Source organism: Pseudomonas sp. MONT-RG-20F-20-E-7-02 (genome assembly GCF_022662395.1).
Taxonomy (GTDB): domain Bacteria; phylum Pseudomonadota; class Gammaproteobacteria; order Pseudomonadales; family Pseudomonadaceae; genus Aquipseudomonas.
Genome location: NZ_JAKNQN010000004.1, coordinates 172,851 through 191,283 on the forward strand (window position 1 = coordinate 172,851; position 18,433 = coordinate 191,283).

Here is an 18,433-nt window from a genome sequence, read left to right on the forward strand (position 1 = left end):
AACCAGGTAATCAGTTGCGAGCTATGCTGATACACGATTCTCGCTCAAGTCGGATTACAGATCGGCCGGAGGAACGAATGAATTTGGCAGGGTTTACCTCACTGCTTTCCGCAGGCGAGAAGATAAACGGGTGCCCACTCGCTGACGCCGATGCCGTGGCGCTCGCCACCCTACATTTTCCTTGCCGTGCCTATTGTCTTGTTGCTGATTGGGCAATATTGGATATCGAAGTATCAACGCGTCAGCGAAAAGCAATTACTGACAGGGGGCTAACCCCTGCTCTGGTTTACGCTTTGACCGTTATCCAAGATAGTAAAGGTCGTTTTCCACCCGGTGACTGGGTAAGAACCACGTTGGCTGTTTCTTTCACTCATGGGTGTCTGTTTGAGACGAAGAATACGATTTATGTATTGATGGGTTCCGGTCGAAGGCTGCGCACAGATCTCGATATCGCACTTAGCATGTGTTGAGTCGTTGGAGATACGAGTGCCCATAAGTCAGCTGGCTGTATGCAGATTGAGAGATTTTAAACGACTTCCAGATGTCCATCTGAAGGCAGTGAGCAAGAGCGATCGCAGGAGCACAGTGCTGGATCTGACATACATCGGTTGGCCGTCCTCGTTATCACGAAGACAGCCAGCCAATTCAGATTCAGCGGAGGGGATGATTGTCCGGTTTTTACTCGATCGCTTTGAGGGCAGCCTGGCGGCGAAGCTCAATCGTAAAAGGCTTTCCGGTGGGATCCGTGGCCAGCAAACTCAAGCGATCTTGTTTCACCGATTGCACACGGAATTCATCTGACATACCACTGGGATAGTTGTTGTCGAGATTGAATATTGGCTGTCTTGACAATGTGGCCACCAGTTCCGGGGGGAAATCGATTCCCGCCACATTGACCGATTTCGGAAGTGATTTGAGATTGATCAGAGAAATCGAGAGCAGATCGTCATCAGTGGTCCAGGTGCCGGCTCCGGTGACGTTGTACGAGAAATTGAATGGTTGCTGCTTCACCTCTCCCTCCAAACTGATCACCCCACCCACGTTGTATTTGCCTTCATGCAGGTAGGTGGTTATGCCCTTGAAGCTCAGGGTGCCACCGGTGATTGGATAGGAATAATCCGTTTCCCAACGACCTATAATTTCGGGGTTGTGACGGGAGGGCGGGAAGAACACCACGTACAGTGAAATTAGCGCTGCAAGGGCACTCAAGATAGTAAGGACAGTGTTAATTTTCTTGGTTGTCGGTGACGACGCCCAGTTGAGGAATCTCATAGGGTTTCCATTTTCAAAGGCAGAAGGATCGTTGATGAGCTGCGCGTTGAGCCTCAACAGGAAACCGTATCGGCGGTAGCGGGCATGACAAGAGGTGAGTACGCCGAATACACACCAGCTCACTAGACGATGTGGGCGCCTATCCTGAGAAGTCGCCTGACGTGACCACCCATTTGCATCGGATTTGACCAGCACGTTCCGTAACCATGATCGGCAGAAAACGGCCGATTCTGTTGAAAAAGTCGGCTTCGAATTCCGCGCCAGAAAAGTACGTGCCTGAGATTGAAATCTGAATTTTTGGCAGAAGGTTCAGGATTCGGATTTCGCGTAGCAGCGTGCAACTGAGGTGTTTTCACCCCTCAATATTCGAGTGTTTCGGGAAAGCCGACTTTTTCAACACAATCGGCCAGAAGCAGTCATTCCAGTTTGGGTTGCTCACGCTCGATAGCCAGCCTCGGGAGTGGACGTCGGCATACCTAAACCCATTCTCATTTACTCCACGTGTCTTTTTTCAACTGCTCTGCTTGTTTCGTAGATCAATCGCTGTCCACGTTCGCTGTTGCCTGGTGGGCGGGCGGGCGAACATTGCATCCGTATGCCGTCGTGATTTTTAATCGGGTTTAAAGAGACTCCAAGCCTCATAAGAGCTGGCCCTTTTCGGAGAACAAGTATGTCTAGCACGTGGGACCAAGAAGACGACGATAAAACGCGTCCAGTTACCTATTTTGACATTTGGGGGCCCTGGCGAGAGTCAGTCATTGAGCAACATCGTTTTTATGCTGAGCAGGGAAAAAATAAGCTGCTTTCTCAGTTCAGTAACATCGAGCAGGAAGCAGATGAGGCAGCAGAGCGTTGGCTGGAGAAACAATCTCAACATTTTGATCCCGACCGAGACGATCCGGGAAGCTTCGAAGAAGACGCCTACCATGAAGGAGTCGAGTATTACCGGCTGCTGAGTGAACTGCGAGACCAAACCAGACTAAGCATCGTTGCTGGGATGTATCACGCCTGGGATAAGGAATTGCGTCGGTGGCTTCTGAAGGAAATTGAGCATTGGCATAGAGGGCCTACCGTCACAGAACTGGTGTGGAAGGCAACATTCGAAGATATTGTCGATCTCCTAGTCAGTTCGGAGCTTTCCAAGCGTAGCGCAGGCTACCTTCAAAAGCTGAGTGCTTGTCGATACGTAGTGAATGTGTATAAACACGGTGAAGGCCTTTCTTTGAAAAAATTAAAAGTCAGTCATCCAGAATATTTACGAATCCAGTCTGCTAATGGAAGCACTCCCGATATGAGGTGGATAGATCACACCCACCTTTTGGTTACTGATAAGCAGCTTGATGAGTTCTCCAGCGCGATTGTGGAGTTTTGGCGCACGATCCCCAGCAGAGTCAGTAGCAAAACGCTTAACGTGCCCACGTGGTTTAAAAAGGCTATGGATAGAGACCACAAACTGAATCGCTCCTAGTCTCGCAGACACATTCGATCGGCAGCTGCTGGCCGGTAGCGACCTACCGCGAAAGGCATCGATAACTGCCTGTCTTCACTGGCGGCAATGGGCAGCTCTCCGCCGATCATGTTGACTAAGCGTGCTGGTAAAAACCGATGGAGTCGATGGTCAGAGCCATTGCAAGCGCCTGGTCAAGTGGAGTGCAATTTCGCACCAATCCCCGCTCAAATGGCGCTTGCACGGGGTAATAAAAACCAGTAATTTGAAAGCCTGATGCGCGGGGCTTCTATTTTGTCGTTCGCAACAACAGCTTCGTAGTTGTTCCCCTGCTGCTCCTTCCAATGCGTTGCGGCAAAGGAAGTCAAAAAAAGCCTCGATACTTCGGTAACGAGGTTTTTTTTTGCACGCTCGCCGAGGCGAAATGCGACAGCAATCTCCATTGCAACGGGCCTTTGGGATTCGTTTTGATTGTACCTAACCAGACGCCTAAAGTCCTTACGCTATAGATAGGACATACAGTTTGACGATTTTGGATGCCCTTACTACCCCCGTTATTTAGCTACATCGTCACACGGTGTGGTGGTTCCCGGTGAAAAATCACCGGGAACCTATTTCTCCGTTAGCGAGAGATGCAAATGATGGTTTGACCCGACCAGCTCAATCCTGCGCACCCAATAGCGAAAGGCCGTTTTAGTGGGATCTTTTTAGAACCGTTTTTACTGGCTTTGGAATGGGGTGTTTTTTTCCGCTTCGAAATCGCTTTGGCGTTGCGTTGGGCGTTGCGGTTTTTAGTGGTTTTCATGGGATCAAATCTCGAGATTTAAGGTAGGTGAAGCCGGTACGGCAATGGCCTCATTGCTAAATTAGTATTCTCAAAAACAAACACGCCCTCAGCTTGAACTCCAGTTTGTGTAGCCGTTCGGCGGCCCTCTATTGACATCATCGTCATATCTGACGATGCTTTGCGCATGAGATATCCAGGCGGAAAAGGCAAGTGCTACCAGCGCTTGATTAACCTGATGCCACCGCATCAGACCTACATTGAGTCCCACCTCGGCGGAGGGGCTGTCATGCGCAATAAGAAGGCAGCTCAGCGAAGCATTGGTCTGGATTTGGATGCCACCGTCATCGAACGGTGGCGTGCTGAACAGGTAGGCACGTGTGAGCTTCATCAGGTGGATGCGGTGGCGTTCCTAGAAGCTTTTACCTATACCGGCAACGAGCTTGTCTATGTTGACCCGCCCTATGTGCCGCAGACCCGGCGCCGAGCCAAGGTCTACCGATGCGACTACACCGAAGAGGACCATGTTCAATTACTCACTTGCCTGGCTGCACTGCCTTGCAAAGTGATGATTTCAGGCTATGACTCTGAGCTCTACAACCGAGAGCTCGCGGGGTGGCGCAAAGTAAGTTTCCCAGCCAAAACTCACGTGGATGTACGTGAGGAAGTGGTCTGGATGAATTACGAACCCTCGAGTCGTTTGCACGACTCCCGCTACCTGGGTGAGACATTCAGGGATCGGCAAACCATTCAACGTCGCCAGGCTCGTCTGCGCTCTCGAATCGACAGCATGAATGCGCTAGAGCGGCACGAGCTACTGCAATGGATGCAGGAAAACTACGGCAATGCCGAGGAGGCCGCCTGATGCAATTAGGCGCTATTTTCATCGACCATCTGGTGTTCAATGTCGAACTGCCCAAGGCTGACGACGAAGTCATTCCTGGTGTGCCTTGGGGGGCTGTAGAGGCTTTCCCAACGCCTGCATATTGGGCCTACCAGGTGTACGCCCGCCGACTGCATGGTGAACGCATTGATTACAAGCTGGGCGCAACGCTCAAGGAAGAAGTCGGCGCTTGCCTGTTAGGGGGACACGGCATCCCATCCAGTATTGGTCTTGCAGCCTTTCACCATGTCAAAGAACGTGGCGCCTTTGGTGAGGAACCTCCATCCGAAGAGGTGCTGCTGGAGTGGCTGAGGGAACCCATGAGCGTGGATGGCCGATTGGTCCGTTACCGTTTCGCCAAACAAAAGGCCCGCTACCTGACGGCAGCTCTGCAAAAACTATCCGCCGAGTATCCTCCGTTGAGTTCAGGTAAAGCGTTACGTGACTGGCTGCTGGATGTTCCGGGGATTGGTTACAAAACCGCTTCTTGGGTCGCTCGCAACTGGTTAGATGCCGATGATGTAGCCATCCTCGACATCCATATCCTCCGTGCTGGTTTACTGGGCAAATTCTTTGAAACCAACCTGACGGTTGAGCGGCACTATCTGCAGTTGGAAGAGCAGTTCATTCGGTTCAGCAAAGGCCTGGGTGTCAGGGCTTCCGAACTGGACGCCCTGATCTGGCTGGAGATGATGTCTTCCGCTCAGACTGTTCACAGCATCATGGGCATGGGACGCGGTGCTGAAGAGTCACGACCTCGCAGCAAATCCAAGAAGCCCAAAACCCACACCAGTCAGTTGTCCCTTATCGGATAAAGCACTGGCCCACGGCTCACCCGTTATGCCCAGTGGACAGAACGTCAGTCCCTGGGCATGGGCTGTCAATGCCATGATTGCCAAAAGCGCGCCGGCGTCCCTCCAGACTAGGCTACAGCCCTCATCGTATTTGGTCAGCGTCTTCCCAGGCTCGGCAACAAAAAGCAGCCTTACTGCAGACGGACCTTCAAGCACCCTGGCGCTGTGCTCGAGCAGTCCTGCAAGCTGCTCCGATGCCTTGATCAATTCGACCAGATAATGGCCTTGCGGCTGATAAAGCCACCAGCGGCAGTCGCCTGGTTTATTGATCAATACATGAATGGGGTGAATCGCTCCGGCGGAAGGGGCCGATCTATGCTCCAAATCGAATCCTAGATCGGACGGCCAAATTTCTCGGCATCGGCAAGCTTGCCATAGGAGCGCACCAAGCTGTTGGTCGTCGATGGGCCCGAACTGACGATCGGATTTGCGACCCTCGATAACCTGATTGAAGGTCGTCATTGAGTCGGCCGTGCTAGCTGTCAGGCGCTGGACCTCTCCCGTTTGCCATTTCACCAAGTTGTACCGGCTCGGCGAAAGCTTGGGTGAGGGATTACCCAGGTCGATCCAAGTCATGGCCAACCTCATCGAACACTGCAAAGTACTTGTTGCAACCGCGACAGTTGCCGCAAGGAACGTCGGCCTTGTGGCAACTGTGCGCCCAAGCCAAATAGCCGGCGGGGATACCAGACGTTCGGACAAGCTCCGCGGTATCCATTTCGATTGCGGGAGCCTCCACGACCATTCCTCCCTCTTGTATCGCCAATAGGTGACTGATGGCCGCCATGAACTCAGGCGAACCATCCCGATGGAAGCCGTCGGATTTCACTGTTCCTAGCCACAGATGTGTGACCCCGAAGGAAATCGCTTTCATGGCTGCCAGCGTCACCAGCATCTGGTTCCTATAGGGCCACCAGTCCGAGGCCGGCGCCAGATCGTCAGCCTGCCTTCCAGCCATATCGCCAGAGCCTAGGTGCCGACAGTCAATTTCAAGCACATGGTGCGCAATCGCCAGGTGTTGGCAGATCGCACGAGAGGCGGCAATCTCTGCCTTAGCGGCCAGTTGACCATAGTTGAGAGTGATGGCGAGGTCTGGACGTTTCCACCAGGCGATCGACAATGAATCCATTCCGCCAGAGAGCAAAAGCGCAGATTTCATAGTACGCACGCCTCCCAAACGGTCTGATAGATCGCGCTGACGAAGTCATTGCTGATTCGGCAGTCGGAGCCCTCCATCATTTTCTTGTCTTGGGTCGACTCATTTTCCACGTACACCACCACGGGTTTGTTCAACGCCCTGGCGTAGCCGATTTCATAGACGGTTCCGGAATCCAAACCGTCTCCGATGGCGAATATTAGATCGCAGTCGTGAATGGCCTGGAGATCCTTTTGTACAACGTCATCGGCTGACCCCAAACCTACATCGTGGTAAGGCGAAAAGACGCGCAGCCCGAGATCGGTGAGAGCATTTCGGGCTTCCGTGATCATCCACAGTTGAGCGAGGGTGAAGAATGGGCCCGCCAGGTAGACCTGAGGCCTGAAACCGTTGCGGTAACGCTCGGAAGGCTCAAGCGGTGTTGCGTTGTAACCGGCAAATAACTTCGGGCTGGGATGACCCTGCGTGTCGCAATAGTAAGCCGTTGCTTTGGAGGCTCGAACCGCGGCTTCGTGTGGCGACAAGCCTTCCTCCATCCATGCCAGCGCAAAGTGTGCAACGAAGGTGTCACCTGAGCCAATTTTCCAGACGCGATTCGTTCGGTAAGCCGAGACTCGACTGATGCTCCCTTTGTCATAGACCAGGGCTCCCAGAGGCCCCATCTTGATAATCACCACTTCAGCCTGCTGCTTGTCAGCAACGGTTGTTGCGAGAGCTTCTGGGGACAGGGAGTGGTCGCCGATGAACAACCCAGCCTCATTGCGATTCAGCACCAAGGCCAAGTGCTCCGCTTTGGAGCCGTTGGCACCAAACGATTGTGGCGCGTCGGCGCTTTGCGGGTCATAGACCGCGTACTCGGCATCGACAATGACGGATGCTTCCATCATTCCGAATCGCAAGACCTTTTCAGTACCGGTTTTGAGCTCCGTTACGGCGCCTATTGGGCCAGCCACCGTGGGCGTCGACAGGCCATGTAGATACTCGAAAGACAGACCGCGGGGGACGATATATGGATGGAACTTGAAGCCCTCGAGGGCTGCCCGGCTCTCCATGATGAACTGTTGGTCGATATCTACAATGCCGTGTAATTCAACCTGGCCACCGAACCTGGCGATCGCTGTCGCAGCCCTTCCAGCAGAACCATAAACCTCGTCCCACGCGGGTCGCACGCAGTGCTCGCCGTAAATACCGCCGACAATGGTGATCATGGAAGCCTCCTTGCTTCGTTCAGACTGGATAGATGTGGACGCGTACCTGTCCGCTGATGATCGATACAACGCGTGCCGCATACATGGAACCATCGGTCATGCATTGGCGCAGGCGCTGTAACCTACGATCAGCAATGCCGCCGACTTCCTGCCCATTCCAGAGAGCGAGCACGACCGATTGACCGTGATGATCTCCGGGCATGATGTCCAGGATGAAGTTCTCTCGCAGCTGTTCGACTACGTCATCCTTGGGCGATGCTATTTGAGTGGTGAACGAAAGCTGGTCGCACGCAATGATGGGGTCGACCGGCCCACGAGGGCCGCCGTCTCTGCCTGACATGTCGCATCTCCCTTGCAAAGTCTAGAGGAGCTAAACCAATACCATGCGCTGATGTCCTTTTGCCACATCTAAAGCAAAAACACCGACCAAAGTCGACGAAAGCGCTACCGGACTTGTTTGATAGTTCATTTACCGTGACGAATATTTGTAAGCGTTACTAAGAACGACGCCTTTATTCGATAGCCGTAAATGGTTGGTGTAGGAATCCAATCCTTGTCAAAAAACACGGGGAAAAAGTGAAACTGGATGTCGGGGTGTGGAACGCTTTGATCGCTGCGGATGAAGGCGCCGACGTGGCACTGATTGACCGCCGCTACCCCCTTTTTTTGGAGGAACCACTGTACGCCGGCAATTAGCATTCGGTTCAGCTGAAATTTTGCCTTGGGTGATTCACGTTCACCGTCATTCAATTACACCTTCACGGCATAAGCCGGTCGCTGTGCCCACCCTGAGGCGGGGTGTCTGTAAGTAGTCCGCAGGCACCCTTTTTAATCGTGGCGAAGCCGTGAGTCATCTCCCCAGTCGGATCCTAGGCTGTTCTTAACCGTCCACCCGTTGGGTGTGTACCTGACCCGCAATGAACTTTTCAGGGCATGGCGCTCCTGTGCAAGTCACAAGCTTGGCTGCACGGGACAACCGGATCGGCAGGCCTAGCTCTAGATCGGCAGCAGGTACTGCGGACGGTATGATCCAAACCTGCTACATCAAACTACTCAAAGCGGAAACCAAAGAGACCACCGCCCTCTCCCACATCAGACAGCCGGGTATCCAGCACGACGCTGTTAAGGTGTGTTTGAGCCAGTCGGCTGCACTCTTCATATGCACATTTTAAATTGAGCTTGGATTGATCAGAAAATGCACAGAAATACACCTCTCAAGCAAATCTTAGATTAACTAATCAAAAAGAATATATTCCCTTATTTATTAGATATTTAGGTTGTTTTTGATAGGCGCCTATATCTAGATAGCAAGCCGCACTTGGCGTTAACGTTTCCCCTGTAGCCATTTTTTCTGAGGTTCCAGGCAATGAATCCTGTCCTGTTTGTAATTGATAAGGCGCTTTCGGCTGATCCGTTGACGCTGGCGTTGTGCTGTATCTTGCTTCTGAGCGCTGGTTTGCTAGTGCACGCCTGGAGGTCGAAATGAGCAAAATTGAAGTACGTCGTCCCGTCTCGGATTGGGCCAAGCTGCCTATTGACTGGATACGTGAAGGCGGACTTGCCAACTTTGCAGATGAGTCCTACTCGCTAAAGACCCTGTGGATGAAGGAAGACAAGTCAGCAAGAAACGTATGCATTTCTTCGCTCAAGCTTTACTTGGCGCTGTGCTGCCGAGCAGATTTCACCACTGGGAATGCGAGCGTGACTTATGAGGAGCTTATTCGGCTCACAGGTTTGTCTCGCCCAACTGTTTCGAAAGCGTTGAAACGACTGGAGACGGAGGAGCTCATTCAGCGAAAAGCACAGGCTCTCAGGAAGGGATCGAGCATTCTGATTTGCGGCTGGGTTGAAAGTAAAAGCTGGGCGAAGATCCCGAAACGCTGGCTTTACGATGGGTCGTTTGGCGCCAAGATTCTCATGCTCACTGAGTTCAACTTCAGCAGAGCGTCGTTGTCGGCATTGAAGATTTACATCGCCCTGCTCGCGTATAGAGATTCAAATCGTGGTGGTATCGCTATGCTTTCCTACGACAGGTTAGCGCTGGTTACCGGGGTTAAAAGACATCACATTGCCGACGCAATTACCCGACTCTACGATCTGCGAATGATCTCCTTCAGGCAGGGGGATTTTTCGGAAGAGTCTGATTTTTCCCGAACGAACCGTTATCTAGTTCGCGGCCTGGGAATTCACTGGCCTAAGGCAGACGAAGTTGAGATGCCTCAAGGTTCGCCTCATAAAAGTCGTCCCAGTGCTGCTGGCATTGCCGCAGCTAACAGCTTTGTCTCCACCTCACCAAAAGGCACGTAGTGGTGAGGGCCAGCCCTCGTTTAAGCTAACTCCCTTCGAGCAGAGAATGGAGGAGATGTCATTGCTCTTGGCACTTGTACTAATACGATGCACTGGTGCTTTGCTCTGGTGACAGCATTGTAAAGTAGCCGTCTCTGCTGCTCGTCATTTCCACGAATTGCCGCAGGCCAAAGCACAATCACTAGATCAAACTCTCTGTTTTTCGCTCCATGAACTGTTAGCGCTCGAATACCGGGCCCATCTCGTGAGCTTAGACGTCGTTGGTTTGAAAATGAGTGCCGTATTGTGTCCTCCATTTCTTCGCGAAGGACATGAGTCCTTCCCTTAGTCCGACGCACTTTCTCGAGCCAACGTACAAAGTCTTGAGTAATCGTGGCAGGTTTTTCCGCCATCAACGTGAACGCTTCCGCCAATGTGGCTTGGTCCGGCAAAGCCAGGTCGTCAATGAATGCGTCAGCAAGCTTAGTCTCCGACTCCTCCAGAATGATGTTGTAGGGGCCGTTTCCTCTGCTTGTTGTTCGGGTAGCTACCCACGTGAGGATGCCGTTGGCAAATTGCCCCATTGTTGGGGTGATAATTGCGACCCGATTACCCCCTCTATTCCAACCAATGGCATTAGAAACGTAAGAAGCGGCGAGGGCTGGTGTGGGGGTGTGGAAAACCTTAAAAAGTCCATTTGATGCTGGAGCCTGTGCTGATCGGATGGCACCGGCTGCGGCTAGGAGATTTTGATCTGAGGTGCGCCTAGGCTGCTGCAGAAGTGCGTCGTGGCCAACAGCAGTTAACCATTCGCAAGCTGGGTTAGGACGTAGCTCCTCGATGAGACATTGAAACTCATCTGCAGCAATTAATAGGTCAACATTGGTAGCCATTGACTGCACTATCCGCAATCGGTTTGGCGTGAGATCTTGTGCTTCATCCACGACCACGATGGGATACGTCGCAGCGATCCAGCGGACAACGATATCGTGAGACAGGAGATCCGCCGCGACCTGGCACACAGCCTCATAATCATTCACTCTTGGATGCCCCATTCCCAATAGTGTGATCAGTGCTTGCCATCTACTGACGATTCTCCAAGCGAATCCATCGATTGTTGTGCACTCGTACTGCCGACGTAGAAGGTCGACATCGCCCAATCGATCGTCCAAACGCCTCCGCGACCCATGCATAAAGGTCAACGCCAAAACTTTTTGAAACGCCTGTAGAGGCTGTCTTTCCAATCTCGCGGCTAGGTTTGCCATTAACTGATGAGTCTTTCCACAACCCGCCGCGCCGGAAAAAGATTGAATTGTCATGGTTGGAATACCCAGACACCCTCTGGGTCGGCGGCGAAATGGGCGCTAGCAGTTCCCGCGCACGCCATAGCCAAACAGCTGAACAACTCTGCTGCTCTGGCGCGACAGAGAGGTGAGTTAACTATTGCGTCTGCCACCGACTCATAGCAGATCACGTCCACTTTCTTATTTTTTAAATGGGTGACGATGTCAGATACAGTCGAGGGAGCAACCTCCGTCAACTCCGTAAGCCTCCCGACAACTTGGTCTCCATCCGCAGCCAGAATCCAGCCGATGGCGTCTTCGATCATTTCGTCGTCTGCCCACCGTATTATTGATGAGGGAGCAGTGGGCTCTGCCAGAAGGTTCGTGATGTAGCGTTTACCGTCTCTGTCACCGTCCACCAAGCAGCAGACTTTGTGATGGGTAGCTGATAGCAACTGGAACGTCTCTACCACTTTGGCATCCTCAGTGGGAACGACTCCGACCTCCAGCCCAAACATAGATGGCATGCTCGTGGACCAACCCTCGGTCAACATCAACGGCCGCAGCACCGTTTTCAGTAACTGGAAATCAGCACGGCCTTCAGGCACCAATACACACGGGTGCATTAAAGCCGACAGGACATCCACACGACTTTGTTGAAAAAACTTCCTCTTCAAGTTCTGAGCATCTGGTAGCAACGGCTCAGCCAAAAAAGGAAGGGCCGAGAGATGGCCGTCAATATTTCGCAGAATCAATACAGAGGTAGGATCCGATACCGCTGCAATCAATGGCGAATGCGTAGTTATGAAGGTCTGGGTTGAAAGCGCTTGCACTCGTTGCACCAACTGCTGCTGTCCTGCTGGGGGCAAATGAAGCTCAGGCTCCTCCAGGGCCATTAGAAATCCCTCACCCGCTGCTGCACGTCCTCGACCTAGCTCCAGAAGTAGTAACAAACCTTGTAGGGACACCAAGCCACTGCCTTGTCTGGCAGCGGGTACTCCTAGTCCTCCGACGACAGCAAAATGTGCTGCGACAGAGTCGAGAAGTGATCGGCTATCGGTACTGGTCACTCGCAGTTGAACAAGAGGCGCATTCGGTATGCATCTCGCTAATTCAGCGTTGACGTTCTGGATCAGTGGTGAAATTCGATCGTCATTCTCGATCGGGGCTTCCGGGCTTCTGAGCCGGTCACGCTCAGCTAAAATGGCCTCGGACGGTTGGGCTGCGGCTGCTTGTAGCGTGCGCCGGAACAGTTCACTCCCCCATGAAAAAACTTTGTCCCAGGTTCGGCTCGCTCGTACGAGATAAAACCCAATTTCTTTTATCAATCGTGGAGGAACGCCTACAGGCGAGTCCTCGGCGAAGGGATCCATCGGATTATCATGATCGTGGAAGTAACGAACCACCTCGACCGACAGTGAGTCGCGGTCAAAATAAGCTTGAGCGCCAATCTGGCAGCAAAGCCTAGAGGCTTGTTCTGTGCGAACAGCGCTGATCGTACCGTTGGTTTCGTCCAGCCATTTAGGCACGCCTCTACCGTCTCTAAACCAATCGGTATTCTGATAAGGGTCTTCGGAAGGAAAATCTGTGATTGTGGCTACAAGCTTTATTCTGTCGGCAGGCTGGGGATCTGAACCGTAAAAGTCATGTTCGGTGAGCTCCCTGATCATCCGCTCCCTTCCGAGGAGAAGCGTCAAAGCCTCTATTACCGTAGTTTTACCGGTGTTGTTGGCTCCGATCAGTACAGGATGGTCTCTAAAGTGAACGCTTCCTTCACGAATACCGCGGAAATTATGGATATCCAAAATTGCTACTCTCATACCTTTCCTTTGGGATCAACCAGCGGCTAGAGAAATATTTCTTCGTGGCAGTCGCGTCTTTTTCTTCAATTGTGATAGTCAATATAGAAGAGTTTTTTGACAATTTTGCCTATCCACAGCTCGCGTGTGACGCGAACGTCTTAAGCGATGTATCGGCCTGCTCATACGCTCAAACCCATCGGAATCGCAGTGATGTCGAAATTCGAGCCGTGGGGGAAGGTAAGAGGTGAGCCCGTAGTTCCAAATTAACTGTTATCAATAGGTTGGCAGGCTTGAGAGAGTTTCTAGAAACCCGCGGAGCATAGGGGTATATGGGAGGCGATAATATGTTTCCCTATAGATACATTTTAGCTCTCGCGCTTTCCTCTAAGCCTAGCTAGCCCTTGCTTAATGTGGCCTGGGTTTTCACCGATCACCCAGAGTGCACCACGAAGGTTCCCACCAACTTCAGTTAACCCTGATTCTCGGCGTTAGCTCCATTAGGGCAGCTTCCAAGCCCAGTTGATTCTGGTACATCCTCTCCAAAACTTCTGATAACGAATATTCATCCGACATGGATTTTTACTCCCGTTTTAAAAAGTAAGCCTAGCAGTGCCTCCAGGGCGGTAAGCATGCAAAAGGCACTGATTCAGTTGTGTCAAAAGTCCTTGAAAGAACTGGAATTCGGCTATTTTGCGAGGTCCTCCTGGTGAAAGGCTGGTTGCTCGGGTGATTTTTCCTATCGTAAAGGTGGCAGTCCCGCCGTAGGATCAAGCGAGAATCAAGTGTTTTCCGCCGTTATGTCGACGATTTTTTGTTTTTAATGATGTCAACGATAGCCGCATCGCCTTGGAAAGCTGATTTTCTTGAATTTCTCTGCGAACGACTCCGTTTCGACGGATGTCAATTGATCAACGATTGATTTCAACCTATAGTGAAATCTCTATCAAAAGGGGAATCCTCATGTCCGCCCAAAACCCACTCATTGCATTCGCAGCCGACAGCGCAAAGCCCTTTGGCCTAGGAACGCATTTTGAATCGGTGCTGGCCGACTTTCTTGAAGAGGCCGTAATGGCCAAGTCGCGGCATCGCAGCGTTGAAATAGCGAGCCTGGTAGAGGGCCTTCTGAATGAATGCATAATGAATGCTCAGCCAAGTGCAGCTGCTGCGGCAATTCGTCCCGCTGATGCCGCTCTAGAGTCGAGAGAGGCATATATACTTGGGCTCTTGAGTCTAGCTCAGACAGTTATGACCTCTCATTTAAATAAGAAGGTCTGCTCGCAGTTTATATCGGCTATAACTGATGATGCTAATTTAAAATATGTAAAAGCGCTGTTGGAAAAAGAGCAGAGCAATAAAGAACTCTCGATCTTAATTAACCACAGCGAAGAGCACACAAGTAGAAAGTTGAAAGATTTGCGAGAGATTGGAGTAATAGATTCATATAAGAATGGGAAGTGGTCGATAAACTTTTTAACATCTGCCGCGCTAGGGGCGATAGCGGAATATAACTTGACTGGCAGTAAGCTTGATGCCGCCGATAGTGCAGATGATGCAAATAAAGTTTTTGAACATGCTAATAGTACTCTTTCGCCAATTATGAGGTCGTATACTCCTCTTGGAAGAAAAAAAGAAAGGTATGCAGCATGACTAGCCCATCAAAAATTGTAACTTTTTACTCCTACAAGGGCGGGGTAGGCCGAACGATGGCTCTCGCTAACGTTGCTTTCCTAGCAGCTGCAAATGGGAAAAAAGTATTAGTCATGGACTGGGACATGGAGGCCCCGGGACTTGAATATTACTTCAGAGGGTTACTGGATGCTACTCAAGCCAAGTCTTTAAGAAACACACCTGGCTTGCTAGATATTTTTTGGAATTGGAACCAGTCTGCGGCTAACGCAAAAAGCAAAGAGCAAGCGGAGGGGTTGATCCAAGACGCCGCACACGGAAATATTTTTTCTTGCCATGTAAAAAAGTTGGTATCAGAAGACCTTGTATCAGACGTTACAGGAAGTCCACTTGCATTAGACTATATAGGTGCTGGCGGACTAGTCATAGGCGAACATGAAAAAATTTCCTATGAAGACGCATTGTCAAAGTTTTCGTGGTCTGATTTTTTTGAAAAGTATGCTGGTGGCGTTTTATTAGAAAATTTAAAGTCCTGGGCAAAGCGGTCTTACGATTTAGTTCTTATAGATAGTCGTACTGGCTTCGCGGATGTTGCAGGAATTTGCACAATGCAGCTTCCTGATACGGTTGCATTATGTTTTGTGATGAACAGACAAAACATTGATGGAACTGCTAGAGTGGCGGCGGCAATACGAGAAATTCGCGAAGAACAGCTAACACTTCGTGCTGTGCCAATGCGACTTGCCAGGGGGGAATCATCTGAAGGAAGTGACGCTGAAGCAAGAGCTCTCAGCGAACTAACAAGGATTGGAGGATTTTCTCTTGCGGCTTTACAGGAGGATATAAGATCACTATCTATTCAAGCCTCCGATGATGTCCCATCATACGAAACACTTGCGCTATTTGCAGCGCGGGAAGCTAACTATGATCAGTTAACATTAGAATATGCAAAGCTCGCAAGTAATATTATAGGGATCGATATTAAAATTCCTTCTTTCGATGCCGATATAGTTGCATTAGTTAAGCGACGTCTCAGGCCCCGACACGCTACTGCTGACTACCTAAAGTCATTAACTCAACGAGAGCCTACTCGAGCTGTCTCAGAGTTTCGGCAGCTGCTTGAAAGTGCTTTTGAAACCGTCAAAAATGAAGATTTTATAGATCGAAGCTATATTGAAGCTTTAATTCAAGCAGGCGAGCAGATCGCTGACGTTGCACCAGATCATCTTGTGTCCTTATCGTTGAGGCTGGACGTTATAGACCTATTGAGAGTCCTTTCAGACGTAGATGAGGAAGTCTGGAAGATATTGCTGGTAGATAAGCTCGGGGAGCTCTGTAATCTTCACTCGTACGCTTTGGAAGACGATTTTGAGCTTTCGTTGTTAGAGGAGCTCGATACAATTCTTTCTACCTTTTCCACCTTAAATTTAAAGCTTCGTAGAATTTCCTTCAGAAGATCTGCCGCCTTGATTTACCTAAGGAAACAAGAGGCTGAGGCTACAATGCGCACAATCGGTGAGATGTCTTCTCTGAGAGGAGATATTCCCGTAGAAAAATTAGCGCAAGACCAGCTTTATGAGTTGAGATATTTCGATGTGGAAATAACTCGCCTAAAAGCCGAGGTTATTTACTTGAAGAGAGACTACCAGAGCGCTGCGCGTGATTTCAAAGAAGCTATCAGTTTGGCTGGGCCTTATAATCCAACCGCTGGATCAGATGCATTGGATCGAGCTCGATATAACGCGTTATACAGATTGACGGAAATACCTCTACAATCCTTCGACTCGCTGGAGCTGGCAAAATATGCATTGCGTGCCGCCAATGAGTGTCCAACTGTCCAGAGGCTTGCTGTTGGGGTTTCGCATTTAGCCAACGTTATACTCAAGGTTGAAAGCAATAGCTATATTGTGTATGAGTTTTGTGAAGCGCTGATGTCAAATGGAAAGCCGCTGGTAAATCATTTGGCAAACTTCTACGGAAGACATCCCGCAGCTACAATAGAATTATTGAAGACCGTTCGGGGCCTGATCTCTGTTATTCAAACTCATCCAGATAGCCATCAACGCCATCTTCTTGGTGAATTTTTCGCCGATGCGGTATCTCAGGTCATGAGAGCGATTATGCGTAGACGCCGAACTGTCGGTGAAAAGCATCGTAGCTCGCTTGAGTTCGAGTTTGAACTTGTTCGGACGCTATTCGATAGACTTGGTGTACATGTAGAAATGTATAATAGTGATCTGGATAGTAGGCTTTTCAATAGCAATGATCGACACGGTTTTACTTTTGATGAGGACTTTTGATGCAGCTCTCCCCGGCACAGCTTTTTTTTGAGTACTGGGGTACTGCATCCCAATGGTCGCATAATGTCGCTTTAAGGGCGATGCGGCCGAGCGAGGGATTTAACGCTGCGATTCATAGCGCTCTGATGATTGCAAAGGGCGAAGAGTCCTACGCGGCGGTACGTGATTTGGTAAAATCAGCCGAAGACGGTATCGAAAAAGGTAGGGTGTTAGTCGCACTTTCAGTTATTGACCGTTTTTTTGAAGTCGCACATCCGCGTGCGCTCACTCATAGTTCAATGAAAGAAAAATTACCAATAAATCACTGGATCAGAGGGCTGATATATCATCGTGAGGTCGAGGGGTTTTTCTATAAAGATGACAGTAGTCTTCTTATACCTAAAGGTACGTTGACAAGGCTTTCCCGCGGGTCTTTTGCAACAAGTGCATATTGTTTTAGTGATAGTTTTTGTTACTTGTCTGTTGTTCCACAAGTTATGAAAAACGACGAACAGCGTGTATTGGTAACCCCTATTAGAGTTAGTGGTTCAAGCACGCGAGGAGTGGGTACTTCTTTAGCTCCTGCTGGTTTTGAGACCGTGGGGATAATCCCTATAGCGGAAGATGCCAGTCACTTAAACCTGCAGCATACCATCCGTGATGGTGTTAACTATATTGATACGTGTGCTTCAAGTAGTGTTGATGTGCCGTCTCTAGTTATGACTGCTTTAAACAGTATGGGAGCTGCAGATATTGCGATTGCTCCAGAATTGCTAATTAGTGAGACGGACTGCGATGAAATCAGCGCACGAATGCGTAGTAATCCTTCAAGTGTAAGGCTCTTTGTCGCGGGATCTGGAAACACTGTAGCAAAAATTGAAGGCCAGCCGTGGAATGAATCTCGTGTCCTTAATCGGTTCGGAGTGGAGTTATGGCGACAGAGAAAAATCTGGCAAGCAGGCCTTGACCAAAATCGCGCCGCTGAACTGGGGGTGAATATACCTGCTGATGCTTTTTTGATGGAAGATAATTGTGCCGGAACAAAGATAGTTATTGCAGACGTTGAAGGGCTTGGACGATGTGTGATTCTAATTTGCCAAGATCTGCAAATGGCTCCTTTGACTAACGACTTAATCCGTTACTATCAACCTGACTGGATTTTTACACCTATCTTGGATTGGGGAGCGCACGCGGGTCGTTGGACACATCAACGGGCGTGGGATCTTAGTGCAATTTCTCCGGCCAGATATGTCGTCGCGAGCAGCACCTCGCTTGCACATAAACTCGGCAAGCCCCTACCTTCGCCGGCAGGGCTACTAGTTGGCCCTAGAGAAGAAATCGCTCCCGACTCGGGTAGGCTTTGTTCTCAAGTTTACGCCGATGGTACCCATCCGCGTATAGGGGTGGTTAAGTGGGGAGTAGGCGATTGGAATAAATCGTTAATTGGCACAGACGGGACTCTGGCTCGTAAGTGAGAATGATGGAGTCAGACTTGAGCTCCTCAGCCCCCGTCCAGCGGAAACCTATGCCTCAATTACGCGAGATATGCGCTG

The 18,433-nt window shown here is 50.4% G+C and carries 17 protein-coding genes and 1 pseudogene; 8 read left to right on the plus strand and 10 right to left on the minus strand.

The annotated features are described in order from the left end of the window. Window positions 1-77 precede the first annotated feature (77 nt). Window positions 78-470 (plus strand): hypothetical protein, encoded by a 393-nt coding sequence (locus L8I05_RS13755; protein ID WP_242169554.1) that lies wholly within the window; start codon window positions 78-80, stop codon window positions 468-470. 208 nt (window positions 471-678) lie between these two features. Here L8I05_RS13755 and L8I05_RS13760 read toward each other — a convergent pair whose 3' ends face one another. After that, window positions 679-1,467, minus strand: coding sequence for a hypothetical protein (locus L8I05_RS13760; RefSeq protein WP_242169556.1), 789 nt, complete (start codon window positions 1,465-1,467; stop codon window positions 679-681). Window positions 1,468-1,942: 475 nt separating this feature from the next. Between L8I05_RS13760 and L8I05_RS13765 the strand changes: the two genes are divergently transcribed. Continuing rightward, the gene (locus L8I05_RS13765; RefSeq protein ID WP_242169558.1) at window positions 1,943-2,740 is read left to right on the plus strand and encodes a hypothetical protein; all 798 of its coding nucleotides are present in this window, start codon (window positions 1,943-1,945) and stop codon (window positions 2,738-2,740) included. 206 nt (window positions 2,741-2,946) lie between these two features. Here L8I05_RS13765 and L8I05_RS13770 read toward each other — a convergent pair whose 3' ends face one another. Beyond that, on the minus strand, window positions 2,947-3,162 hold the full coding sequence (locus L8I05_RS13770; protein ID WP_242169560.1) for a hypothetical protein: 216 nt from the start codon (window positions 3,160-3,162) through the stop codon (window positions 2,947-2,949). A gap of 630 nt (window positions 3,163-3,792) precedes the next feature. On the opposite strand from L8I05_RS13770, the gene L8I05_RS13775 reads away from it, so the two are divergent. Then, on the plus strand, window positions 3,793-4,368 hold the full coding sequence (locus L8I05_RS13775) for a DNA adenine methylase (protein ID WP_242169562.1): 576 nt from the start codon (window positions 3,793-3,795) through the stop codon (window positions 4,366-4,368). Then, the gene (locus L8I05_RS13780) at window positions 4,368-5,201 is read left to right on the plus strand and encodes an 8-oxoguanine DNA glycosylase (protein WP_242169564.1); all 834 of its coding nucleotides are present in this window, start codon (window positions 4,368-4,370) and stop codon (window positions 5,199-5,201) included. The genes L8I05_RS13775 and L8I05_RS13780 overlap by 1 nt, the downstream gene beginning before the upstream one ends. Here the strand turns inward: L8I05_RS13780 and L8I05_RS13785 are convergent. The 5 genes from L8I05_RS13785 to L8I05_RS13805 all read right to left on the minus strand — a co-directional run bounded on the left by L8I05_RS13785 (window position 5,136) and on the right by L8I05_RS13805 (window position 8,354). Beyond that, window positions 5,136-5,816: a nitroreductase family protein gene (locus L8I05_RS13785; protein WP_242169566.1), complete on the minus strand. Its 681-nt coding sequence runs from the start codon at window positions 5,814-5,816 to the stop codon at window positions 5,136-5,138. The genes L8I05_RS13780 and L8I05_RS13785 overlap by 66 nt on opposite strands. Further along, the gene (locus L8I05_RS13790; protein ID WP_242169569.1) at window positions 5,794-6,399 is read right to left on the minus strand and encodes a 7-cyano-7-deazaguanine synthase; all 606 of its coding nucleotides are present in this window, start codon (window positions 6,397-6,399) and stop codon (window positions 5,794-5,796) included. Before L8I05_RS13790 ends, L8I05_RS13785 begins: the two co-directional genes overlap by 23 nt. Beyond that, complete coding sequence (locus L8I05_RS13795; protein WP_242169571.1) at window positions 6,396-7,604, minus strand: PfkB family carbohydrate kinase; 1,209 nt, start codon at window positions 7,602-7,604, stop codon at window positions 6,396-6,398. The genes L8I05_RS13790 and L8I05_RS13795 overlap by 4 nt, the downstream gene beginning before the upstream one ends. A 19-nt stretch (window positions 7,605-7,623) precedes the next feature. Then, window positions 7,624-7,944: a hypothetical protein gene (locus L8I05_RS13800; protein ID WP_242169573.1), complete on the minus strand. Its 321-nt coding sequence runs from the start codon at window positions 7,942-7,944 to the stop codon at window positions 7,624-7,626. A gap of 125 nt (window positions 7,945-8,069) precedes the next feature. After that, window positions 8,070-8,354: a hypothetical protein gene (locus L8I05_RS13805; protein ID WP_242169575.1), complete on the minus strand. Its 285-nt coding sequence runs from the start codon at window positions 8,352-8,354 to the stop codon at window positions 8,070-8,072. A 732-nt stretch (window positions 8,355-9,086) separates the two neighbouring features. Between L8I05_RS13805 and L8I05_RS13810 the strand changes: the two genes are divergently transcribed. After that, a complete protein-coding gene (locus L8I05_RS13810) occupies window positions 9,087-9,911 on the plus strand; it encodes a MarR family transcriptional regulator (protein ID WP_242169577.1) in 825 nt (274 codons plus the stop codon). A 20-nt stretch (window positions 9,912-9,931) separates the two neighbouring features. Here the strand turns inward: L8I05_RS13810 and L8I05_RS13815 are convergent, their stop codons facing one another. The 3 genes and pseudogenes from L8I05_RS13815 to L8I05_RS13825 all read right to left on the minus strand — a co-directional run bounded on the left by L8I05_RS13815 (window position 9,932) and on the right by L8I05_RS13825 (window position 13,548). Continuing rightward, window positions 9,932-11,209: an ATP-binding domain-containing protein gene (locus L8I05_RS13815; RefSeq protein WP_242169579.1), complete on the minus strand. Its 1,278-nt coding sequence runs from the start codon at window positions 11,207-11,209 to the stop codon at window positions 9,932-9,934. Then, window positions 11,206-12,993, minus strand: a complete 1,788-nt coding sequence (locus L8I05_RS13820; protein WP_242169580.1) for an AAA family ATPase — start codon at window positions 12,991-12,993, stop codon at window positions 11,206-11,208. Before L8I05_RS13820 ends, L8I05_RS13815 begins: the two co-directional genes overlap by 4 nt. Window positions 12,994-13,340: 347 nt before the next feature. Beyond that, a pseudogene (locus L8I05_RS13825) lies at window positions 13,341-13,548 on the minus strand (hypothetical protein). 387 nt (window positions 13,549-13,935) lie between these two features. Here L8I05_RS13825 and L8I05_RS13830 point away from each other — a divergent pair. The 3 genes from L8I05_RS13830 to L8I05_RS13840 are packed head-to-tail and all read left to right on the plus strand — an operon-like array spanning window position 13,936 to window position 18,355. After that, window positions 13,936-14,622 (plus strand): helix-turn-helix domain-containing protein, encoded by a 687-nt coding sequence (locus L8I05_RS13830; RefSeq protein WP_242169583.1) that lies wholly within the window; start codon window positions 13,936-13,938, stop codon window positions 14,620-14,622. After that, complete coding sequence (locus L8I05_RS13835; protein ID WP_242169584.1) at window positions 14,619-16,901, plus strand: AAA family ATPase; 2,283 nt, start codon at window positions 14,619-14,621, stop codon at window positions 16,899-16,901. The genes L8I05_RS13830 and L8I05_RS13835 overlap by 4 nt, the downstream gene beginning before the upstream one ends. After that, a complete protein-coding gene (locus L8I05_RS13840; RefSeq protein WP_242169587.1) occupies window positions 16,901-18,355 on the plus strand; it encodes a hypothetical protein in 1,455 nt (484 codons plus the stop codon). Before L8I05_RS13835 ends, L8I05_RS13840 begins: the two co-directional genes overlap by 1 nt. Window positions 18,356-18,433 lie beyond the last annotated feature (78 nt).